Consider the following 18,109-nt stretch of genomic DNA (forward strand, 5'->3'; position numbering starts at 1 on the left):
CGGCGTCGCAGCGCCTACCACCGGCCTCTGCGGCGAACCCAATGACCCGACGTCCAGACCCAACGTCCGCGGCGAGAACTCCAGACCCAGCGGCCAGGCACCCAGACGAAGCCGGGACGGTGTGGCGGGCGCCGCTCCCGCCGTCTCGGCGGGGGAGGGCCTCCTGGACGCGTGGGTCGCGGCGGACGGCTTTCGCGACGGGGTTGGGCATCCGCATTGGTTGATCCGACTGTGCCGAGCGGGATAGCCGCTGCCGCTCCGACCAGCCAGTTCAAGAGGATGCGTCGCGTGATCATGTCGATCTCCTTTTGCCGAGCGGCACGGCATCATCATGTCGGCTGGGCAGCCACCGCGCCTGCGGCTTCCATGCCGTCGCTTGGGCTAGGCGGATGAGCCTGCGCGAGAGCGGCCTGGAGCTTGGCTTCCTGCTCCGGCGACAGCGAGGAGCGGATAACGTGTCCCTTGAATCCTTTGAGCTCGGCGAGAACCTTTTCCGGCTGCGACTTGCGGATGAGCAGGAATAAGGCCGAGGTATCCGGCTTGAGGGTGTCGCCGATCGACTTGATGAAGTCGTCGTTGATACCATAGTCGATCATGCTTCCGGACAGAGCGCCAGAGCCGGCTCCGACCGCGCCGCCGATGGCGAGGCCGGCGATCGGATTGAGGAAGAGCAGGCCGATCAGGCTGCCCCACATCGCGCCGGACAGGCCGCCCGAGGTCGCACCGAGCTTCACCAGATTGACGCTCTGCTTGACGCGCACCGTGCCGTCCTGGGCACGGATGGCGACGACCGCGTCTTCGAGATCGATGAGATATTCCTTCTGCAGTCGCGTGAGCTCAGTCAGGACGCGATCCGCATCGGTCGGGTTGTCGAACCCGACGACCACCAATTCAGCCATGGGTTACACTCCTCAAGCATCGACATTGCTGCGCCTTGCGCGACGGTAAGGCTACCAATGGCCCTCATGCGGGACCATCAGGTGAAACCCTCATCCGGTGCGAAAAACTCCCCCATTGGCCTCAGGACTTCGCTCAGGCGGCCCGGGTCGGCAGCCAGCTCCTTGACAGGCGATGACATGAGGCGGAGCAATGATCGCTATGGATGCCAGCCTCGGAGCTAGGCCATGCCGATCGACTCACAGACGGTTAAGAGCGGCCTCCGAGGCGTGGACGACTCGGATGCTCAGGATCCGAACCGCCCGGCGTCGATGCATCGTTGCAAGTCTTTGCTGATCGACCCACGCCTCGGGGATGCGGAGGACGATGTCGCGAGCACCAAGAGCCGGTCGCTCGTCGCCATCGGCGGACGCCTTCTCGCAGAAATCAGTCTGCCGAAGCTTTTCGTCGCCTGGATCATGCTGATCGGCCTGCCCGCCATCCTGCTGGGGCTTGCGCCGCTGATCGTTCTGGGATGGGCGACCACGATGCCGGAAAGGGTCGCCGCGGCGCGCGCCGGATTCTGGTCGCTGCTGATCGCCGCCGGCCTCGTCGTCCTTGCCTGGTTCGGCGGCAGGCCCCTGCTGCGGATGGCCGAGCAAAGCTTCTGGTCTCTCAATGCTCTGGCCGTTCAGCCGATCTACGCGCTGTTTCGAGAGGGGTTGCGGCACATCGGCGTCAAGCTCGTCCCCGATCTCGGACCGCGTCGCCGCACGCAGCTTTACGCGGCAGCTGCTGTCGGCGGCGGCATATTGGCGAGCGCCCTGTCCGTCTGGTTCGTCACTATGGCCTGGCCCTTGTCGCGCTGGGTGGGCGATGCGACGGACCTGATGGCGCCGCTCCAGCTGATTGTCCCTGTCCTCGCAAATGCCGTCGTCATCGTTGGGTGCTACGTCACGATCGCCGCGCTCGTCTGGGCTTTTGCGGACGGTGCGATGGGGCGACCGGCGGATCTGATGGCATTCGACGAGATCCGCTCCGGAACCCGCACATGGCGCGTCGCGCATCTGTCCGATCTTCATATGGTCGGCGAACGTTACGGGTTCCGAATCGAAAGCGGGCGGACGGGGCCGCAAGGCAATGGGAGAGCGCATCGGGTCTTCGACAGGCTGGACACTATTCACGCCGAGCAGCCCCTGGATCTCATACTGATCACGGGCGACATGACGGATGCGGGACGCTCCGCGGAATGGGCCGAGTTCCTGGATGCCGTCGCAGCTCACCCAAGTCTCGCCGAGCGCGTTCTGATCCTGCCCGGAAATCATGATGTGAACGTCGTCGACCGTGCCAACCCGGCCCGGCTCGAACTGCCGACGAGCCCTGGAAAGCGGCTTCGCCAGTTGCGCACCCTGTCCGCCATCGAGGCTCTGCATGGCGACAAGGTTCTGTGCTTCGATTCTGAGACGGATCGCTTCGGCCCCTCCTTGACGGAGAGGCTGCGTCCTCATCGTGACGAGATCGAAGCCTTCGCGGATCGAGGAGGGATCCGGCTGTCGCATCGATTGGCTCAGGTCTGGGACGATGCCTTTCCAATGATCCTTCCGCCGTCGGCGGATGACGGACTCGGCATCGTGCTTCTCAACTCGAATGCGGAAGCGCATTTTTCCTTCACGAACGCCTTGGGCATGGTGTCCGTGCTTCAGGAGCAAGCTCTCAGGGCCGCCATGGAGCAATATCCGCGAGCCGGCTGGATCGTGGCGCTCCATCATCACCTGGTGGAGTATCCCACGCCGGCCAAAGCCTTCTCCGAGCGCATCGGGACGGCCCTCGTCAACGGTTCCTGGTTCGTGCGTCAGCTGCGTCCGAACGCCGGGCGATCGATCGTATTTCACGGCCACCGGCACACCGAATGGATCGGGCAATGCGGCGGCGTCCGCATCGTCTCGGCTTCCTCTCCGGTGATGGATAGAGCAGAGAACGGCCAGGTTTCGTTCTTCGTCCATCGTCTCGCGCTGGACGGCGGCCAGATGCAGCTCGCCGCACCGGAGCGGGTGATGGTCAGCCTTCGGAACGGGCAGGAGCGGGCAGATCAGCCTCATCAGGCGGACCGAACTGAACCGCCAGCCAGCGGGTCGCCGGATCCTGAGCACAGAAGGTGAGGATCGCGATCGTGATCGGCAGCCCGATGAAGGTGCCCGGAAGGCCCCAGAGGAATGTCCAGAGGAAGATAGAGAACAGGACGACGAAGGGAGACATCGCCAGAACGCTGCCGGAGAGGCGTGGTTCGATATAGCTCCCAACCACGAACTGAATCACGTTGAGGCAGGCGAAAAGTACGATGACGGCCTGCCAGGTTTCGAACTGGACCATCGCCAGCAATGTCGGAAACAGGGTCGCGATGAACGGGCCTATGAACGGAATATAGTTCAGAGTGAAGGCGATCACGCCCCATTCCTCAGCAAGCGGCAGCCCGAAGAGCATCGCAAAGGCCCAGACGAGCGCACCGGTCAGAACGCTCATCTGGGTCCGCACGATCATGTATCGCCTGATCTTGAAGGCCGTTTCCGCGCTGCCGGCAAGCAGAATGCGTGCAGCGCGCGGGCTGGGAAGGGATCGGATCTTCCTGGCCGTTCCTTCGACCTCGAGCAGGCCGAGAATGACGTAGACGAGAACCACCAGCCAGAAACTCAAGGTCGTGTTCACCTGCCCGGTGAGCGTTTGCAGGAAGCTCACGATCCACCGGGCATTGAAATGGTCGGCCCAGAGGCTCGCCATCACGATTCCATGGTTCTCGAGCCAAAGCGTCATTTGGTTATACAGCGCTTGAAACTGGTTCAGATTGAAGATGATCCAACGCCCGACCCGGCCGAAGGCCCAGACGACGAGCGAGGCGAAGGCGCTGAAGGCAACCACGAGCACCAGGATGCTGATGGCCAGCGCAATGAGGCGCGGAACACGGGCCTGGAGGCGCGACTGCAGCGGCCAGATCATCGCAATGAGGAACAGTGAGAAAGCAACCGGCGCGACAACGGCCTTTGCGACGAAAACCGCTCCCAGCAGGCTGAGAATTACGAGGACGATCCAAGCCCATTGCACGGAGAGAAAGTCAGATGCTGCACGATGCGTTTCGTTCAAGGGAGCTTCAGGTCGATCCACGTCGTATCTCCCGGTTTCTTGAGCGTCGAAGACGCGGAACGATCTGCTCCTGATCATGGCACCGGGAGGATACGCCTTCGGCGACTACTGGAAGCTCGGACTGCCCCTGCTGATCTGGTTCTTCGTCTTATCGGTCTTCCTCGTGCCGCTGATCGGGCGCTTTTGACCGATGTCTCGACGGCAGACCGGCTCGCCGCCGTTCAACTCGTCCGCACTCTCCAGGCAAGATAGGCGATCGCCGCTCCGACGCTGATCAGATTGAGGCCAAGCAGAAATCCCAGAAGCCATTCGGATGTCACCGGCAGATTGGCCCAGAGCAGGAGGGACAGCAGGATGCCGACCATGCCGCTGCCCAGCACCCAGCCCCAATTTGGGAACGGCCGGATGGTCAAGGCGAAGACGATTTTCGAAATGCCTTCCATCATGAAGAAGACGATGAGGAGGAGCGTGATCGTCTGCATCCCCTGGGCAGGGTCGCGCAGGAACAGGAAGCCGATCAGCACGGCGAGGCAGATGGAGATGAGCTGCAGCCAGAAATGCGGCACGTGCCGCGCGCTGATCAGGCTGAGCGCCTGGACGAAGCCGCTGATCACCAGAAGCCAGCCGAGCAGAACGACGACGGCCGTTGAGGAAAATACGGGATAGACGATTGCCAGGAAACCGGCAGCGATCAGCAGCAGTCCCTCGATAAGATACCACAGCGAGTAACGCTTGACCGTGTCCCGCATCGCTTCACGAAACACTTCCGCTGCAGCATCCAACGATATCGCCATGGAACCCTCCCTCCGTCGCCGCCATCCGCCTTCAATATAATCCTCATTCGATCAAACTCATCGCGAAATAACGAATTGCTGGCGCATCGTGCGGTCATCGTCTATCGGGTCTAACCCCGAGCCGGGGTGAGGATTGTCACGAGGCCGACGGGGGATTCAGCCTGAACCCGGATCGGGATTTTGGTGATGTAGGGTAAAACCCGGTCATGCTCTGCTTATCGCCAACCGTTGGTATCCGGCCTTTACCCGCCAGAACGCGGACTTCACCGGATAGTCAAACGAGCGCGAACGCGAGAGGCTACGTCTCATTCTCGTCCCATAGCGGGCCAAGAATACGGAGTACGGGAGGAAGTGCGATGAGGAAGATCATGTCAGCCGTCGCGGCGGGTGCGTTGGTGCTTTCCATGACCGCTTGCAACACCTCGGGCGAACGCGCTGCCGGCGGCGCCGTCGTCGGCGGCCTCGCGGGTGCCGCCATCGGCGGAGCGGCCACGGGCCGGGGAAGCGGAGCGCTGGCGGGCGCTGCAGTCGGCGCAGCAGGCGGGGCTATCGTCGGTGCGGCGACCGCTCCGCGCAGTCCATGCCCCCGAGGCACCTTTCGGGATGCCGCCGGCAATATCTATTGCCGGTAACGGCATAGGTCCCACAGCCTGATCCGCGGGGCTGGATCGGATCCATTCCTCTGACAGAATGTTGTTCTGCAAAGGGGATCTGGAGAGCCGGTCGCGATGGAGATTGCATTCGCCTTTCGGGTCGATCCTACCGACGATTCCGAGCGACCCGGCGCCTATGCCGCTTTCCCTTATGACCGCGACCTCGTGCGGCGCTTTCGCGAGAGCTTCCCGCGGGCCCGCTGGCGTGGGGCGGAGCAGCGCTGGTTCGTGCCTGGAACGACCGCCGTGCGGCGGCTCGATGCCTGGATGGCTCAAGAACTGGATACGCTGGACCGCCACGCGGATGCAAAGGGTCGGGACGCGTTCGCCTTCGATCCTCTGGAAAGCCCCTACCTGACGGTGGCCGATGATCTCGAGGTGCGCACGCCCTATTCGCGCACCATCGTCGACCTGCTGCGCCAGATCCCCTGGGCGCACTGGGATCCCGAGAAGAGGGTCTGGCGCGTGCCGTTCCGATCCTATGAGGAGCTGAAGGCACGCTGGCCCGAGATCGAGGAGGCGGCGCGGCGCAACGAGCCTGAGGCCCGTAAGAAGCGGCGCGAGGAAGGAAAAGCCGTTGCGTCGGAGGAGGCGGGCCGCATCCAGGCCGAGCGCCGCCGCAGGCGCTATCCGGTGCCGGGAGACGATCTTCCGCCGCTCGGCTTTCCCCTGGCGACCTGGCAGTGGGGCGTCGTGGTGTTCGAGGAGATCGAGAGCGACGTCATCGACGATCCGTCGATGGTGGAAATCTATCCGCAGATCAAAGGGGACATGTCCCGCTACGTCTGGGCGCGATGGAGGATGCCGACGCTCTCCGAGATCTACCGCACCCGGCCCATTCGCAGCGACGCCGACCCCGCTCTTAGAGCTGCCAGGGGCTGGTGGTGGGCGAGCCGGGAAATCCTGCAGGAGAGGGCGCGCAAGCTGCGGGAGATCGAGCGGGCGCAGCGTTCGCGGCATGCGACCGGCAAGGCCTCCGCCGAAGCCTGAGCGGGCACAAAAATCCGGGCGCGCGGCCCGGATTTCGAAAGCTTTTGCGAGATTCTCTAGAACGGGATGTCGTCGTCGAAATCGCTGTGCCGGGAGGATCCAGCCGGCTCCGGCCTGCGCTCCATCGGGGAGGAGCGTCCGAAATCGCCGCCGCGGGCGATCTGGCCCGGCTCTTCGTCGCCGCCATACTCCGAGGCGCCGCCACCGCCGCGGCTGTCCAGGATCGTCAGCTCGCCGCGGAAGCGCTGCAGCACCACCTCGGTCGAGTACTTCTCGACCCCGCTCTGGTCCTGCCACTTGCGCGTCTGCAGCTGGCCCTCGATGTACACCTTCGAGCCCTTCTTCAGATACTGCTCCGCCACCCGGCCGAGATTCTCGTTGAAGATCACCACCGAGTGCCACTCGGTCTTCTCCTTGCGCTCGCCCGTGCCCTTGTCCTTCCAGGTCTCGGACGTCGCAATGCGCAGGTTCACCACAGGCTCCCCGTTCGACAGCCGTCGAACCTCCGGGTCGCGCCCGAGATTGCCCACCAGGATCACCTTGTTCACAGATCCAGCCATACGGCCTCTCCACTTCATCTCTCCTGAACGGCTGAGGCGTAATGGACGCCCACCATTTCCAGGTCGGTTGCACACTCCTGCCCATGGCGGGCATCACTTATTGTTCTATCTTTGTTCCATGTGAAACACAAGAGGCCAGGGGTCTTACGGAGGAGTGGCGGAGGCCTGGGCGATAGCCATGAAAAAGGGGAGCGGTTTCCCACTCCCCTTCGATCGATCCTCTCAAGGCCGGAAGGCTATTCAGCGGCCTGCAGATAGACCACCTTGGACTGCTCCCTCTGAACCTCGCGCAGGGTGCGCGCCATATAGGTGAGCTGCTCGATGGCCCTGTCGAGGTCGAGCTTGGCGCCGTCCTCGAGATCGTAGGCATCCCGTCCCCGGTAGAGCCGGTTGACCTGACTTTCCATCTCCGCGGTCGCCTCGCGGATGCGGCGGACGAGGTTGTCCGCAATCACATTGGCGTTGTCGTCGACAACGCAGAAACCGACATCGCTTGCGCGGACCTTAGCCATGGGTTGAAACCTCTTGTTGTTCTTCGTCTCAGGCAATCGCCCGCTCGGCCTGCAGCACATGTACGCCGAGCCGGCGGGCCAGAGAATGCTTCGTTACCGGCCCGATGCCCGGCAGCGTCGCGAGAAAGCGCAGCCGGTCGGCACTGGTCTTGTACGCGACGAACAGATCCTCGCGCTTATGCCAGATCGCATCGATGGCCGCGGCCTTGGCTGGATGGCGAAAGCCGACCCGGGCCGTCGAGCCGAAATCGAGGGCGCGCATGCAGCGCTCGAAGGTGCGCCGACCGATGGCCGGCGTCACGCTGGCATGGCAGATCGTCTCGATCACCTGCTGCGCAAACTCGTCCGCCGTTTCGGGAGCTATGCCCTCCACGTCGGGGAGAGCGTTCCGAAAGGTCTGCGCGCCGTGGCGCATCGTCTCCTCAAGGCCGAAATCCGGCATGATCCTCACCGTGTGGTCCAGGCCGCCTGAAGCAGCCGGGCAAGCGCGGTTCCGGTTTCACGAATCCGCTGCGGCGCCCGCCAGGGGAGGGCGGTTTCGCGCAGGAAACTCATGCGGTCGGAACGGTTACGCGGGTTCGTCGAAACTGGGCGCGCGCCGGATGCCGGGCGCATGCGCCGCACGTCATCCGAGCCTGGAAAACCTTGACCGTTCAAGGGTTTCGGCGCGGAGCGCGGTTCCATGGAGATGGGGTTTCCACGCATTGGATGCAAGGCACCCGGGATCACTGGGACCGTGCGATAAGCAGGCTCTGCGACACCCGGCCACGGCGAGATCTCCAAGCGGGCGACCTTCAGCGTCTGCGCAAGCTCTACACCGGTCGCCACTCCATAGAGCGACGCCGCGCGGGAAAAGGCCTCCGTGAAGGATTTCATCGCACACCAGCTCTTCTCGGCCATATGCAGCGGCCAAGCCCAAAGTCCGTCCTCGCGGCGCTGGCCAAGGCTGTCGCGCTCGATGAAATAGCCTGTACGCTTGTGCTCGAGCCCACTCTCGGTGACGAGCCAGTCTTCGTTCTCGAAAATCGGTCGCTCGTCGATCATGACGCTCATCGCGGATATCCTTTGCGGCTGTTCGGGCGCGGCTGCCCTAATGGCGTCACATCCAAGACGCATACAAAGGATGCGAACAAATCAAGAACATATCCTCAAAGCCCTCTGTGTCAAGCAAAGACGGCGTTTGAAGACTGTAATCTTGGAGTAACCGACACTATGTGGAGGGTCCGATGCCGGCATTGAAGAGATTGCCCTCGATCCGGTCCAAAAAGAGGCGAAGTCGTTGCGACGAAATACCGCTCGCGATAACTGAAGCTCGACCATTGCAACCCAGCGGATTCGCCACGCCATGACCAGCCCGACACGCCTCGAAACGGACCAGCTCCGCCGCCTCGAGGAGATGCGCAAAACCTTCGACAGGCTGCGCGCCGAGCGGATCCGCGCGGAAGGCGAAGTCGAACGTCTGGCGCGCGACCTCGAGGAGGCCCGTGCGCTGGCGCTGTCCGAATTGGGCACCGACGACGAAGGCCAGATCCAGGCGTTGATCGAGGACGCTCAGGCGAAGAACGCCAAGCGCGCCGAGGAATTCAGCCTGGCCCTGCGCGAGGTCGAAGCGCGTCTCAAGCAGCTCGGGGACGAGCGTTGATCGTGCAGACCATCGATCACGATGTGGCGCGGGCGGAAGCCTCGCTCGCCCGTCTCGAAGGACGGCGCGATGCCGTTGCAACCCGCGTCGCTGAGCTGACGCGCGACGTCGAGCTGGCGAAGGGGCGCCTTGCCGTCAAGGACGAGGTCGAGACCTTCATCGAGGCGGTGCATGGCAGCGCCAGCCGCCGCAGCCTGTCCGCCTTCGAAACGCTGCTGACGGCGCTCGTGCAGGAGGTTCTGCCGGGAGAGAAGCCTGTCGCGCTGGACCTGTCGACGGAGCGCGGTCTCGCTTCCCTCGATGTCTGCGTACGGCGCCCGGACGGCACCCTGGAAGACGTGCTGGAAGACAATGGCGGCGCGCTGACGAATGTGGTCGGCATGGCGCTGCGCCTGATCGCCGTCGTCAAGGCGGATGTCGCGCGCTTCCTCGCCCTCGACGAGGCGGATTGCTGGATCGCGCCGGACCGCGTTTCGTCCTTCTATCGGGTGCTGGAAGATGGCGCAGCGCGCCTCGGCGTGCAGTGTCTTGCGGTCTCTCACCACGACCTGTCGCAGTTCTCGGGCTCGTTTCACATCGCGCGCATCGTCGGCGAGCCGGCTTCGGGCGTCGATGTGCAATCCTCCGACACCAGCGCCGCGTGGGACGCTGCACAGCCGGGCCTGCGCTTCATCCGGCTCGTCAATGTGCAGGCCTATCAGGATGCGACGCTGCACCTGTCCCCTGGTGTGAATGCGCTGATCGGCCCGAACAACCGCGGCAAGTCCACCTTTATTCGCGCGCTGCGCGCCGTGTTCTACGGCGAAGCGCGAGACAGCCTCGTGCGCGCCGGCGCGAAGGCCGCCCTCGTCGAGATCGGCGTCGCCGGCAACAGAACCTTGCGCTTCACGCGCCAGCCGCGCCGCTCGCCGGTCAATATCTGGTCACTGCATGAAGCGGACGGCGCTGTCGTCGAGGAAGCCGGCATGCGCTACGAGACCGGCGGGCGCACAGTGCCCGATTGGGTCGCCGATCTCATTCGCATCCGCAAGGTCGAGGATCTCGACGTTCACATCGCGCATCAGAAGTTTCCGGTGTTCCTGCTTGGCGAAACGCCAGCCCGCCGGTCCGCCGTTCTGTCCATCGGGCAGGAAGCCGGCTATATCCGCGACATGCTCGTGATCCATCGGGAACGCTGCCGCCGGGACAGCGATCTTGTGCGCAACGGCGAGCGCGAGCTGATCGCTCTTAGCGAGACACTCGAAGGATTGCAGGCGCTCGACGGTCTCAAGGAGAAACTCTCCGCCCTCCGCTCCCGGTCGACGGATCTTAAGGGTGCGGCTGCGCATCTCGACAGGCTGCAGCGCAGTGCATCGCGCCTCGCCGATCTCGGCGGCCGGCTGCAGACCGCGAACGCGCGGGCTGCGATTACGGCCGCCTTGCCCGAGGCGGAGCAACTGGCGAACTTGACGCGGAATGTCGAGCGCTCACGGGAGCGCGAGCGCATCGGGCGGAGGGTAGTCGATCTCGGCCGCCACTTGGCGGGCAGCAAGGCGCGGCTTGCGGCATTGCAAAGCCTGCCGCAGGCCGTCCCGGTTCTTGAAAGCATGGCGCCCGCACAAAACATGTTGAAGCGCATCGAAGATCTTGGCAACGCGGCCGGGATCGCCCGAGGCCGCATCGCTGCGATCGATGAAGGCCTGACGGCGATCAAGGCTGAGATGGAGCGCTTCATCGCCGAGACGGGCGGGCTCTGCCCCACATGCGGTTCGCCGGTGAAGCCCGAGAACCTGCTCGATCACCATTCTCATTCTTCCCAATCCTTTGCGCCCGCGGAGCGGCTGACCGCATGATCCTGTCCGGAGACCGACTTCCCTCCATGGCGTGCAGCGGCATCCTCGTAATCGGGGATCCGCACGTGGGCTCCAGGCGTCCGGGCCGGCGCAAGGATGAGGTCTGGCCGCAGGCCGTGCTCGGCAAGCTGGAGGCTTGCGTTGCCATCGCCAACGAGCGGCAGCTCGCGGTCGTGATCCTGGGCGATCTCTTCGACCGACCGGTCGAGACCGATGTGGCGCTCAAGAACCAACTGATCCGCGTTTTGAAAGGCTTCCGCCATCGCCCCATCGTCAATGTCGGCAATCACGACATTCAGCACACGATGCTGACCGACGGTGACTCTCTGGCGCTCTTGGGGTTGTGCGATGTGGTGGATGTGGTTGCGACCTCCTCGCCCGTGACGGAGTTCGATATCGGCGGGCGACGCATCGGCGTCGGCATGACGCCTTACGGTCAGGCGATTCCGACCGATGCGCGCGGCTCATTCTCCGGCGCGGACCTCCAGGCCTGGTTCACCCATCACAACATCGCTTTCGACGGCGGCTATCCCGGCGCCGTGCCGCCCTTTGCCGTCGAGGGTTGCGACGTTCTCGTCAACGGGCACATCCACAAGACGCAGAAGTCGGTTCTGGCGGGGCGCACGCGCTGGATGAATCCCGGCACCATCACCCGGCAGTCCGTCGATCTCGTGGATCATGTGCCACGGGCCTGGATTCTTGACGGGAGCGGCGCATTGGAGCCGCAGGCCCTGCCGTTCGAGAGCAACGTTTTCGATCTGACTGGGCGAATAGTCGACGCCGCAGACGAGGCCGTCGTGGCGCGCGAGATCGAGAGCGCCTTCGTCACGCTGCTGCAGGCCGAATCCGCGACTGAGCTGAAGCGCAGCGGCGACGGATCGATCATCCGCGACGAGATCGAGGCGAAATTCGCGGAAGACGAGACCTCGGACGCCGTTCGCGCCATCGTGCGCTCGCTCCTCGGCGAAGCGGTGGAACGTCACGCGGCAGGATCTTAAAAGGCGAATGGATCGGAATAGGGCAGGCGGCGCCTTCGCACTTGCGTCTCCGGCAGGATCGGGCGGCTGATATCGACCGCGATCAGGCCTTCGCAGGCAAGCGCCAGAACGGCGGCCACGCCGTCCTGCGTGTTCATCACGGCGCCGGCGCAATCCACCAGTCGCATGGCGCCGACCTCGTCGAGCTGATGCAGGATGCGCACCCGGTCGCCGGCGCTCACCGGCGTGCGCCGGCAGGCCATGATCAGGCGCGTGGTGGTGAAGCGCGGCTCGGCCCGGATGCTTGCGGCCGTCTCGATCAGGAACGGGCGTCCGTCGACAGCCGCGATGCCGTGGATCGCCGCGGCGCGAAGCGGATGAGTCAGGAGATCGTCGTCGCTCATCACGTCGATCAGGCAGGAGGCACCGTCGCGCACGATCTCGAAATCGGCGACGTGCTCGATCGTCTCGTCGCCGATCGCGAAACGGGCCGGATCGGCGGGCGCGCGAAGGGACTCGATCTCCGCATCGAGCTCGCAGAGAGCGAGGAAATCGGCGATGAGCGCATTGCGCGTGAGCGGCGTCGAGGGGCGCTTCGCCGTCCGGCGGGAGCCCGTGCGGCGGGCAGGGCGCCGATCCGACAGGTCGAGGAGCGCTTGCGCGGACATCAGGTCCTCCGGCTTGGCTTTACAGATATCGGGTAAAAGGCCGGAGTTCCGGCAAGAGGATAGCCCGACGGCGAATGAGAACATATATAGAACATATAGCCGTCGGTCAAATTTCGGTCCCGGTACGTGGAGAGAAGCGTGGCCGTTTGCTTATGGCCCTGCTTCGGAAGCGTTGAGACAAAACAACGCATCGATTAAGTCATTGAAGAACATGCGTTTATGTCCCTCACACTGAGGCCGGAAAATGGACGGGACTCGTTGAATTTGCTATAGAACAAAGAACGAACATGCCAGCCCGAATCGGGCCTGAGAAGAGCGTGAAACCGAAACGCGGGCTCCTGTGAAAGTTAGGATCGAGGATGAATACGACGGACAAGAAAATTTCCGAGGTGCTTGCCAAGTTCGGCGAGCCGATGGCCGGGAACGTCTGGCGCGTCCAGGGCACGGCGGTCATCTATCACAAGACACTCGAGCGCATCGCAGCCCAGGCGAATGTCGCCTTCGATGAGCCGAAGATCATCCGTGCCGAGCGCGACGAGGCCGTCATTCAGGTCACGGGCCGCATGGGCGAGCGCGTGGAATGGTCGATCGGCGAGGCGCTGATCGGCGTGAACTACCGCGTCTCCGGCAAGCAGGCGGCTTATGTCTATGCCATGGCCGAGAAGCGCGCCAAGGACCGGGTGATCCTCAAGCTCATCGAGCTGCACGGCTATGTCTATTCCGAGGAAGAGGCCGACGAGTTCAAACAGGGCCGGCCCGGCTTCACCGACCCGCAGGTCGAGATCGAGAAGACCGAGCCGCAGAAAGGCAAGGTTGAAGCAACAGCCGGCGACGGCAAGGTCGAGGACGATCTGAAGACGAAGATCAAGAAGGCGAAGAACATCAACGCCGTCACGGACCTCATGCTGCATGCCGACACGCAGAAGCTGCTGGCCGATCTGCCCGAGGGCATCCGCGACGAGATCCGCGACTTTGCCAAAGCGCGCCTCGTCGAGCTCGGCTGGCCGACCAAGAAGGCGGCCTGAATTTCGCTTCGATTGTGGGCGAGACGGTATCAACTGTCTCGCCCTTTTCTATTCCTCATAGTGCCTTGGCGCTCATGGTCTTGCTCTGATCGATGCCGACATCATCCGCCTTGGCCGCTTCCGATCAGGAGGCGCTGTCCCTTGCCGAGCATCTCGTCGGCTCGATCGAGCGGGTGACGTTCCACAATGATGAAACCGGCTTCTGCGTGCTGCGCGTCAAGGCGCGCGGGCATCGCAAGCCCGTGACCGTCGTCGGCCATGCACCGTCTGTCGCCATCGGCGAAGTCGTCGAGGCAAGTGGCGAATGGCTGCATGACCGCAATCACGGCATCCAATTTCGCGCAGGACGGCTGAAGACTTCGACGCCGACGACGGCGGAAGACCTGCAGCGCTTCCTCGGCTCCGGCCTCCTGAAAGGCGTCGGCCCCTCCGTCGCACGGCGGCTGATCGAGGCCTTCGGACCGCGCGTTCTCGATGTCATTGAAACAAAACCGCATGAGCTCACGCAGGTGCACGGCATCGGCATGGCGAAGGCGCTCGGGATCGGCGAGGCCTGGGCAGAGCACCGCGCCCTGAAGGACATCGCCACCTTCCTGAATGCGCATGGGATCGGCGGTTTCCTGCTCACGCGCATCTACCGGGCTTATGGCGTCGGCGCCATCGACATCGTCTCGGCCAATCCCTATCGGCTCGCCCTCGATATTCCGGGATTCGAATTCTCCCTCGCCGATCAGGTGGCGATGCAGCTCACGATCGATCCGACGGCGGAAATGCGGCTGCAGGCTGGGCTGATCGATGTGCTGTCGGAAGCGGTGAAGGAGGGCCATTCCGGCATGCAGGCCGAGGATCTCCTGCGCCAGGCAAGCGTCCTGCTCGACGTTCCCAGGGTGCAGCTCGCGCCGGTGCTCGACGCGCAATGCGCCTCTGGCCAGCTCATGTCCGATGAGCACGACGGACGCCGCTGCATCTTCCTGAAGAGCCTCTACGGCGCAGAGATTTTCATTGCGCAGCGCCTGAAGGAGATCGCTCAGGGCTTCCACCCGTGGCGCGGTCTCGACACGGCGCAGGTCATCGCCGAGGCCGAGGCAGCCATCGGCGTGACTTATTCGGCAAGCCAGCGTGAGGCGCTTTCTGTCTCGTGCCGCGCGAAGGTGCTCGTCGTCACCGGCGGTCCCGGTGTCGGCAAGACGACATTGATCAGAAGCCTGACGCATCTCTGCGCGAAGCACGAGCTGCGCGTCGCCTTATGCGCACCGACTGGGCGGGCGGCGAAGCGTCTCAGCGAGAGCACCGGCTTTCCTGCCAGGACCGTGCATCGGCTTCTGGAAGCGTCGGAGGGCGGTTTTCGGCGCAACGCCAAGACACCGCTCGATTGCAACCTCCTGGTCGTGGACGAAGCCTCGATGCTCGACATCCGCCTCACGGCGGCGCTGCTGCGCGCCCTGCCGGATGAGGCATGCCTGCTTCTCGTCGGCGATGTCGATCAGCTCCCCTCCATCGGCCCTGGGCAGATCCTGTCCGACGTCATCGCGTCCAATGCTGTTCCCGTCGTGCATCTGAAGGAGGTTTTCCGACAGGAGCGGGAAAGCAGCATCCTCACCGTCGCGCATGCCGTCAATCGCGGTCTCGTGCCCGATCTGGCGCACAAGCCGGATTCCGATTTCTACTTCGTCGAAGCCGACACGCCGGCCGATGCGATGGCCAAGATCACGATCCTGATCCGCGACCGCATTCCGCGAAAATTCGGCTTCGATCCCGTGCGCGACGTGCAGGTGCTGTGCCCCATGAATCGCGGGCGTCTCGGCACGCATCTCCTGAACGGCGAATTGCAGCAGATCTTCAATCCGCCGGGAGCCGACAGCCTGCATCGTGCCGGATGGATCTATGGTCCCGGCGACAAGGTCATGCAGGTGCGCAACGATTACGAACGGGACGTCTACAACGGCGAGGTCGGGATCGTGCGCGAGGTGAGGCGCGACCATGGCGAGCTCACCGTGGCCTTCGACGAGAGGCGGGTGGTCTACACGCTGAGGGAACTCGACGAACTGGCGCTTGCCTATGCCGTGACGATCCACAAGGCGCAAGGGTCGGAATATCCCGCCGTGATCGTCCCGATCGCCGCCCAGCAGGCCTCCATGCTGCGGCGCAAGCTGCTCTATACGGCCGTGACGCGGGCAAGTCGTCTCGTGATCGTTGTCGGAAGCCGGACGGCTTTGGCCCAGGCCGTGGCCCGCGAGGACGAGCCCAGGCTGACGCGGCTGCGGACCTGGCTTGCGGCCTGATCCCTTTCGCTCGGATCCGGAGCCATCTATAGTCGTTATCGAGCATAGCCTTTGAGCATCAGGAATGAGCGTCGAAGCGGAGCAGATAGATCAGCAGGAGCGGCGGGCTCGCGTAAGCCTCATCGCCGGCGCCGTGCTGTGCCTCGTCGCCTCCGGCGGCCTGCTCTGGTGGCACTATGGCGGTGCGATCTTCAACGACCTTGTGCTGACGACCCTCGCCTGGTGCTTCTAGAGCATTGTTCGGCGACGTGGGTCCGGTTCGCCGAAAAAAATGCGGAAAAGCAAAGAAGAGAGCCGATTCCACGGAAGCGGAAGCGGCTCTAAATCGTGCCGCTGCGCGAGGTCCGGGCATGACCGTGGCTGGTCTTGTTCCATCGGAAGGTCGCCGTCGCCAATTCCCATAATCCCCGCCAGGCCGCGATGCTGACGAGCCCGTAATAGAACGGGAGCAGGGGCATCCAGGGGAGGAGCCGCCAGAGGCGGCGTCGATGCAGGGCGACTAGCGCCGGAATGAAGATCGATGCCGCGCCGCATACCGAAAGTGTGAGAATGTAGGTGAACCCGATCCGCTCCTGCTGCGATGTGGGGAACCAGGTCGTATCGGATAGCCACCAGATCAGGGTCAGTCCCGAAAAGAGAGGGTAGACCAGAGCGCTGAGGACGATGCCCCAGGTCAGCACGAGAGCGCCGCAGAAGCGCCAGACACCCAATTGCCGGAACAGGGTCCATGGCTTGCGCGAATGGCTCGTGGCGGTTTGCACAAAGCCCTTCATCCACCGGGTCCGCTGCCGCATCCAGGCTCCTAACGTGACGGGAGCTTCCTCGAGGGTAGAGGAGGAAAGGTCTCGGACTCCGTAGCCGAGACGCGCCAGGCGAATGCCCAGATCGGCGTCCTCCGTGACGTTCCAGGCATCCCATCCGTGGATGTCCTTCAGGACGGAGGTGCGGAAATGATTCGACGTGCCGCCCAGGGGAAGCGGGCTGCCGATCTCCGCAAGGCCCGGATTGAACGCATCGAACAGGGCCGCATACTCGATGGTGAAAAGCCGCGTGAGCCAGGAATCGTCGGTATTGTCGATGGTCAGTCGGGCCTGAAGACAGGCGACGTGGCGCGGAAGCTTGGCGAACCTGTCGACGGCGAGACGCAGCTGGCCCCGATCGGGCACGTCTTCCGCGTCGTAGACGACAGTATAGCGGCCCCGCGCGAGCGGCAGGGCGACGTTGAGCGCCCGCGGCTTCGTGCGGGGCGAGCCTCGCGGCGCAATCACGATTTCCATATTGCCGGGCAGGACGATGTCTCGCAGAGCGTCCCATGTCTCCCGGTCGTCGGCTTCGAGCACGAGCTTGATGTCGAGTTTTGCCTCAGGATAATCGAGCTGCGACAGGGCCTGGATGAGGCGGGCAACGACGCGCCTTTCCCGGTAGAGCGCCGCGATGATCGTATAAACCGGAAGATCCGCATCGCTGGCGCGCAGCGGTCGAGCAGCCGGCTCGACGGGATTGCTCACGAGCGTTGCCGCGATCCGCAGGACGACCATGCCGAAGAACAGCGGGCTCAGGGCAACGCCGAGCACGGCCAGAGTCCGTTCCGGGAGCAGCGCGCCGAAGAAGACAAGTCCGGTGAGGGTGATGAACAGGATGGCGAGCTGGCCATAGCCGACATCGGTCGCCAGATCCGGCATCGCCTCGCGGAGATCGTAGGCTGCCCGATCGGCAATGGACCCCGCCTTCGTCCGGAACACGGCCTGCCGCAAGCCGCTCGGGGTCGTGATGGCAAGCGGCCATGCCTGTCGAGTGGTGAGGAGACGGATGAGACTGCCACCCCGAGGAGTAGCGACGAAACCACCTCCCGGACCGGCCAGCGGCGCGAGCCCGGCCAGGAGGCTGTAGGGGTAGCGGGCTTCCCGCGAGATGTGCGGGCGGGCGAGAAAGGGCACCTTCAGTTCGGCGGCGAGAGCCCGATAGAACTCGGTTTCCCCGATCAAGCCATGCTTCAGCAGGGCTTCGTCCGCCGTAACGCCGGCGAGAGTCGCGAGGAAAGCGGCCTGGTGCAGGATCTCGGGCGAATAGCCGTGATCGGCCAGGAAGCCGATCTCTATCGGCAGCGCGGTTGACTGTGGCCGCCTCTCCGCTAGACCCTCCGTCATGAGCAGAGGGCGCTTT

19 protein-coding genes are annotated in these 18,109 nt (G+C 63.9%); 9 read left to right on the plus strand and 10 right to left on the minus strand.

The window, feature by feature from the left end; translation table 11 throughout:
- Nucleotides 1-14: 14 nt before the first annotated feature.
- Together JKL46_RS22250 and JKL46_RS22255 are read right to left on the minus strand one after the other, a co-directional pair.
- The gene (locus JKL46_RS22250) at nucleotides 15-296 is read right to left on the minus strand and encodes a YXWGXW repeat-containing protein (protein WP_201837464.1); all 282 of its coding nucleotides are present in this window, start codon (nucleotides 294-296) and stop codon (nucleotides 15-17) included.
- A gap of 33 nt (nucleotides 297-329) precedes the next feature.
- Entirely contained in the window at nucleotides 330-899 is a 570-nt protein-coding gene (locus tag JKL46_RS22255; RefSeq protein ID WP_201837466.1) for a DUF1269 domain-containing protein, read from the minus strand.
- Between the two features lie 225 nt (nucleotides 900-1,124).
- Between JKL46_RS22255 and JKL46_RS22260 the strand changes: the two genes are divergently transcribed.
- Nucleotides 1,125-3,035: a metallophosphoesterase family protein gene (locus JKL46_RS22260; protein WP_246529459.1), complete on the plus strand. Its 1,911-nt coding sequence runs from the start codon at nucleotides 1,125-1,127 to the stop codon at nucleotides 3,033-3,035.
- On the opposite strand, the gene JKL46_RS22265 is transcribed toward JKL46_RS22260, so the two are convergent.
- Together JKL46_RS22265 and JKL46_RS22270 are read right to left on the minus strand one after the other, a co-directional pair.
- Nucleotides 2,935-3,972, minus strand: a complete 1,038-nt coding sequence (locus tag JKL46_RS22265) for an AI-2E family transporter (protein WP_343074096.1) — start codon at nucleotides 3,970-3,972, stop codon at nucleotides 2,935-2,937. The genes JKL46_RS22260 and JKL46_RS22265 overlap by 101 nt on opposite strands.
- Nucleotides 3,973-4,232: 260 nt before the next feature.
- Nucleotides 4,233-4,805: an HdeD family acid-resistance protein gene (locus JKL46_RS22270; protein WP_201837470.1), complete on the minus strand. Its 573-nt coding sequence runs from the start codon at nucleotides 4,803-4,805 to the stop codon at nucleotides 4,233-4,235.
- Between the two features lie 356 nt (nucleotides 4,806-5,161).
- On the opposite strand from JKL46_RS22270, the gene JKL46_RS22275 reads away from it, so the two are divergent.
- Both JKL46_RS22275 and JKL46_RS22280 read left to right on the plus strand, forming a co-directional pair.
- Nucleotides 5,162-5,437 (plus strand): glycine zipper domain-containing protein, encoded by a 276-nt coding sequence (locus JKL46_RS22275; protein WP_201837472.1) that lies wholly within the window; start codon nucleotides 5,162-5,164, stop codon nucleotides 5,435-5,437.
- A 96-nt stretch (nucleotides 5,438-5,533) separates the two neighbouring features.
- The gene (locus tag JKL46_RS22280; protein ID WP_201837474.1) at nucleotides 5,534-6,448 is read left to right on the plus strand and encodes a hypothetical protein; all 915 of its coding nucleotides are present in this window, start codon (nucleotides 5,534-5,536) and stop codon (nucleotides 6,446-6,448) included.
- A 56-nt stretch (nucleotides 6,449-6,504) separates the two neighbouring features.
- Here JKL46_RS22280 and JKL46_RS22285 read toward each other — a convergent pair whose 3' ends face one another.
- From JKL46_RS22285 to JKL46_RS22300, 4 genes are all read right to left on the minus strand, one after another.
- Nucleotides 6,505-7,008 (minus strand): single-stranded DNA-binding protein, encoded by a 504-nt coding sequence (locus JKL46_RS22285; protein WP_201837476.1) that lies wholly within the window; start codon nucleotides 7,006-7,008, stop codon nucleotides 6,505-6,507.
- Nucleotides 7,009-7,244: 236 nt separating this feature from the next.
- Nucleotides 7,245-7,520 carry a hypothetical protein gene (locus JKL46_RS22290; protein ID WP_201837478.1) on the minus strand — a complete coding sequence of 92 codons (276 nt, stop codon included), beginning with the start codon at nucleotides 7,518-7,520 and terminating at the stop codon, nucleotides 7,245-7,247.
- A gap of 28 nt (nucleotides 7,521-7,548) precedes the next feature.
- Entirely contained in the window at nucleotides 7,549-7,962 is a 414-nt protein-coding gene (locus JKL46_RS22295; RefSeq protein ID WP_201837480.1) for a hypothetical protein, read from the minus strand.
- 5 nt (nucleotides 7,963-7,967) lie between these two features.
- Nucleotides 7,968-8,573 carry a hypothetical protein gene (locus JKL46_RS22300; RefSeq protein WP_201837482.1) on the minus strand — a complete coding sequence of 202 codons (606 nt, stop codon included), beginning with the start codon at nucleotides 8,571-8,573 and terminating at the stop codon, nucleotides 7,968-7,970.
- A gap of 292 nt (nucleotides 8,574-8,865) precedes the next feature.
- On the opposite strand from JKL46_RS22300, the gene JKL46_RS22305 reads away from it, so the two are divergent.
- From JKL46_RS22305 to JKL46_RS22315, 3 genes are read left to right on the plus strand one after another with little or no spacing between them, the layout of a single operon-like run.
- The gene (locus tag JKL46_RS22305) at nucleotides 8,866-9,162 is read left to right on the plus strand and encodes a hypothetical protein (RefSeq protein ID WP_201837484.1); all 297 of its coding nucleotides are present in this window, start codon (nucleotides 8,866-8,868) and stop codon (nucleotides 9,160-9,162) included.
- Between the two features lie 2 nt (nucleotides 9,163-9,164).
- Entirely contained in the window at nucleotides 9,165-10,994 is a 1,830-nt protein-coding gene (locus JKL46_RS22310; protein WP_343074095.1) for an AAA family ATPase, read from the plus strand.
- Nucleotides 10,991-11,992: a metallophosphoesterase family protein gene (locus JKL46_RS22315; RefSeq protein ID WP_201837488.1), complete on the plus strand. Its 1,002-nt coding sequence runs from the start codon at nucleotides 10,991-10,993 to the stop codon at nucleotides 11,990-11,992. The genes JKL46_RS22310 and JKL46_RS22315 overlap by 4 nt, the downstream gene beginning before the upstream one ends.
- Here the strand turns inward: JKL46_RS22315 and JKL46_RS22320 are convergent.
- Nucleotides 11,989-12,639: a hypothetical protein gene (locus tag JKL46_RS22320; RefSeq protein WP_201837490.1), complete on the minus strand. Its 651-nt coding sequence runs from the start codon at nucleotides 12,637-12,639 to the stop codon at nucleotides 11,989-11,991. The genes JKL46_RS22315 and JKL46_RS22320 overlap by 4 nt on opposite strands.
- Before the next feature lie 359 nt (nucleotides 12,640-12,998).
- Between JKL46_RS22320 and JKL46_RS22325 the strand changes: the two genes are divergently transcribed.
- The 3 genes from JKL46_RS22325 to JKL46_RS22335 all read left to right on the plus strand — a co-directional run bounded on the left by JKL46_RS22325 (nucleotide 12,999) and on the right by JKL46_RS22335 (nucleotide 16,178).
- Nucleotides 12,999-13,664 (plus strand): trna delta -isopentenylpyrophosphate transferase, encoded by a 666-nt coding sequence (locus tag JKL46_RS22325; RefSeq protein ID WP_201837502.1) that lies wholly within the window; start codon nucleotides 12,999-13,001, stop codon nucleotides 13,662-13,664.
- A gap of 92 nt (nucleotides 13,665-13,756) precedes the next feature.
- Nucleotides 13,757-15,946: an SF1B family DNA helicase RecD2 gene (gene recD2 / locus JKL46_RS22330; protein WP_201837504.1), complete on the plus strand. Its 2,190-nt coding sequence runs from the start codon at nucleotides 13,757-13,759 to the stop codon at nucleotides 15,944-15,946.
- Between the two features lie 64 nt (nucleotides 15,947-16,010).
- Nucleotides 16,011-16,178, plus strand: coding sequence for a hypothetical protein (locus JKL46_RS22335; protein WP_201837506.1), 168 nt, complete (start codon nucleotides 16,011-16,013; stop codon nucleotides 16,176-16,178).
- 88 nt (nucleotides 16,179-16,266) lie between these two features.
- On the opposite strand, the gene JKL46_RS22340 is transcribed toward JKL46_RS22335, so the two are convergent.
- Nucleotides 16,267-18,093 (minus strand): glycosyltransferase family 2 protein, encoded by a 1,827-nt coding sequence (locus JKL46_RS22340; RefSeq protein WP_201837515.1) that lies wholly within the window; start codon nucleotides 18,091-18,093, stop codon nucleotides 16,267-16,269.
- Nucleotides 18,094-18,109 lie beyond the last annotated feature (16 nt).

The sequence above is a fragment of the Microvirga zambiensis WSM3693 genome (genome assembly GCF_016735695.1).
Taxonomy (GTDB): domain Bacteria; phylum Pseudomonadota; class Alphaproteobacteria; order Rhizobiales; family Beijerinckiaceae; genus Microvirga; species Microvirga zambiensis.

Bases quoted from the DNA above. Each gene is read 5' to 3' on its own strand.
- JKL46_RS22250 (WP_201837464.1), bottom strand. From the start codon at position 296: ATGATCACGCGACGCATCCTCTTGAACTGGCTGGTCGGAGCGGCAGCG.
- JKL46_RS22255 (WP_201837466.1), bottom strand. From the start codon at position 899: ATGGCTGAATTGGTGGTCGTCGGGTTCGACAACCCGACCGATGCGGAT.
- JKL46_RS22260 (WP_246529459.1), top strand. From the start codon at position 1,125: ATGCCGATCGACTCACAGACGGTTAAGAGCGGCCTCCGAGGCGTGGAC.
- JKL46_RS22270 (WP_201837470.1), bottom strand. From the start codon at position 4,805: ATGGCGATATCGTTGGATGCTGCAGCGGAAGTGTTTCGTGAAGCGATG.
- JKL46_RS22275 (WP_201837472.1), top strand. From the start codon at position 5,162: ATGAGGAAGATCATGTCAGCCGTCGCGGCGGGTGCGTTGGTGCTTTCC.
- JKL46_RS22280 (WP_201837474.1), top strand. From the start codon at position 5,534: ATGGAGATTGCATTCGCCTTTCGGGTCGATCCTACCGACGATTCCGAG.
- JKL46_RS22285 (WP_201837476.1), bottom strand. From the start codon at position 7,008: ATGGCTGGATCTGTGAACAAGGTGATCCTGGTGGGCAATCTCGGGCGC.
- JKL46_RS22290 (WP_201837478.1), bottom strand. From the start codon at position 7,520: ATGGCTAAGGTCCGCGCAAGCGATGTCGGTTTCTGCGTTGTCGACGAC.
- JKL46_RS22295 (WP_201837480.1), bottom strand. From the start codon at position 7,962: ATGCCGGATTTCGGCCTTGAGGAGACGATGCGCCACGGCGCGCAGACC.
- JKL46_RS22300 (WP_201837482.1), bottom strand. From the start codon at position 8,573: ATGAGCGTCATGATCGACGAGCGACCGATTTTCGAGAACGAAGACTGG.
- JKL46_RS22305 (WP_201837484.1), top strand. From the start codon at position 8,866: ATGACCAGCCCGACACGCCTCGAAACGGACCAGCTCCGCCGCCTCGAG.
- JKL46_RS22315 (WP_201837488.1), top strand. From the start codon at position 10,991: ATGATCCTGTCCGGAGACCGACTTCCCTCCATGGCGTGCAGCGGCATC.
- JKL46_RS22320 (WP_201837490.1), bottom strand. From the start codon at position 12,639: ATGTCCGCGCAAGCGCTCCTCGACCTGTCGGATCGGCGCCCTGCCCGC.
- JKL46_RS22325 (WP_201837502.1), top strand. From the start codon at position 12,999: ATGAATACGACGGACAAGAAAATTTCCGAGGTGCTTGCCAAGTTCGGC.
- recD2 (WP_201837504.1), top strand. From the start codon at position 13,757: ATGCCGACATCATCCGCCTTGGCCGCTTCCGATCAGGAGGCGCTGTCC.
- JKL46_RS22335 (WP_201837506.1), top strand. From the start codon at position 16,011: ATGAGCGTCGAAGCGGAGCAGATAGATCAGCAGGAGCGGCGGGCTCGC.
- JKL46_RS22340 (WP_201837515.1), bottom strand. From the start codon at position 18,093: ATGACGGAGGGTCTAGCGGAGAGGCGGCCACAGTCAACCGCGCTGCCG.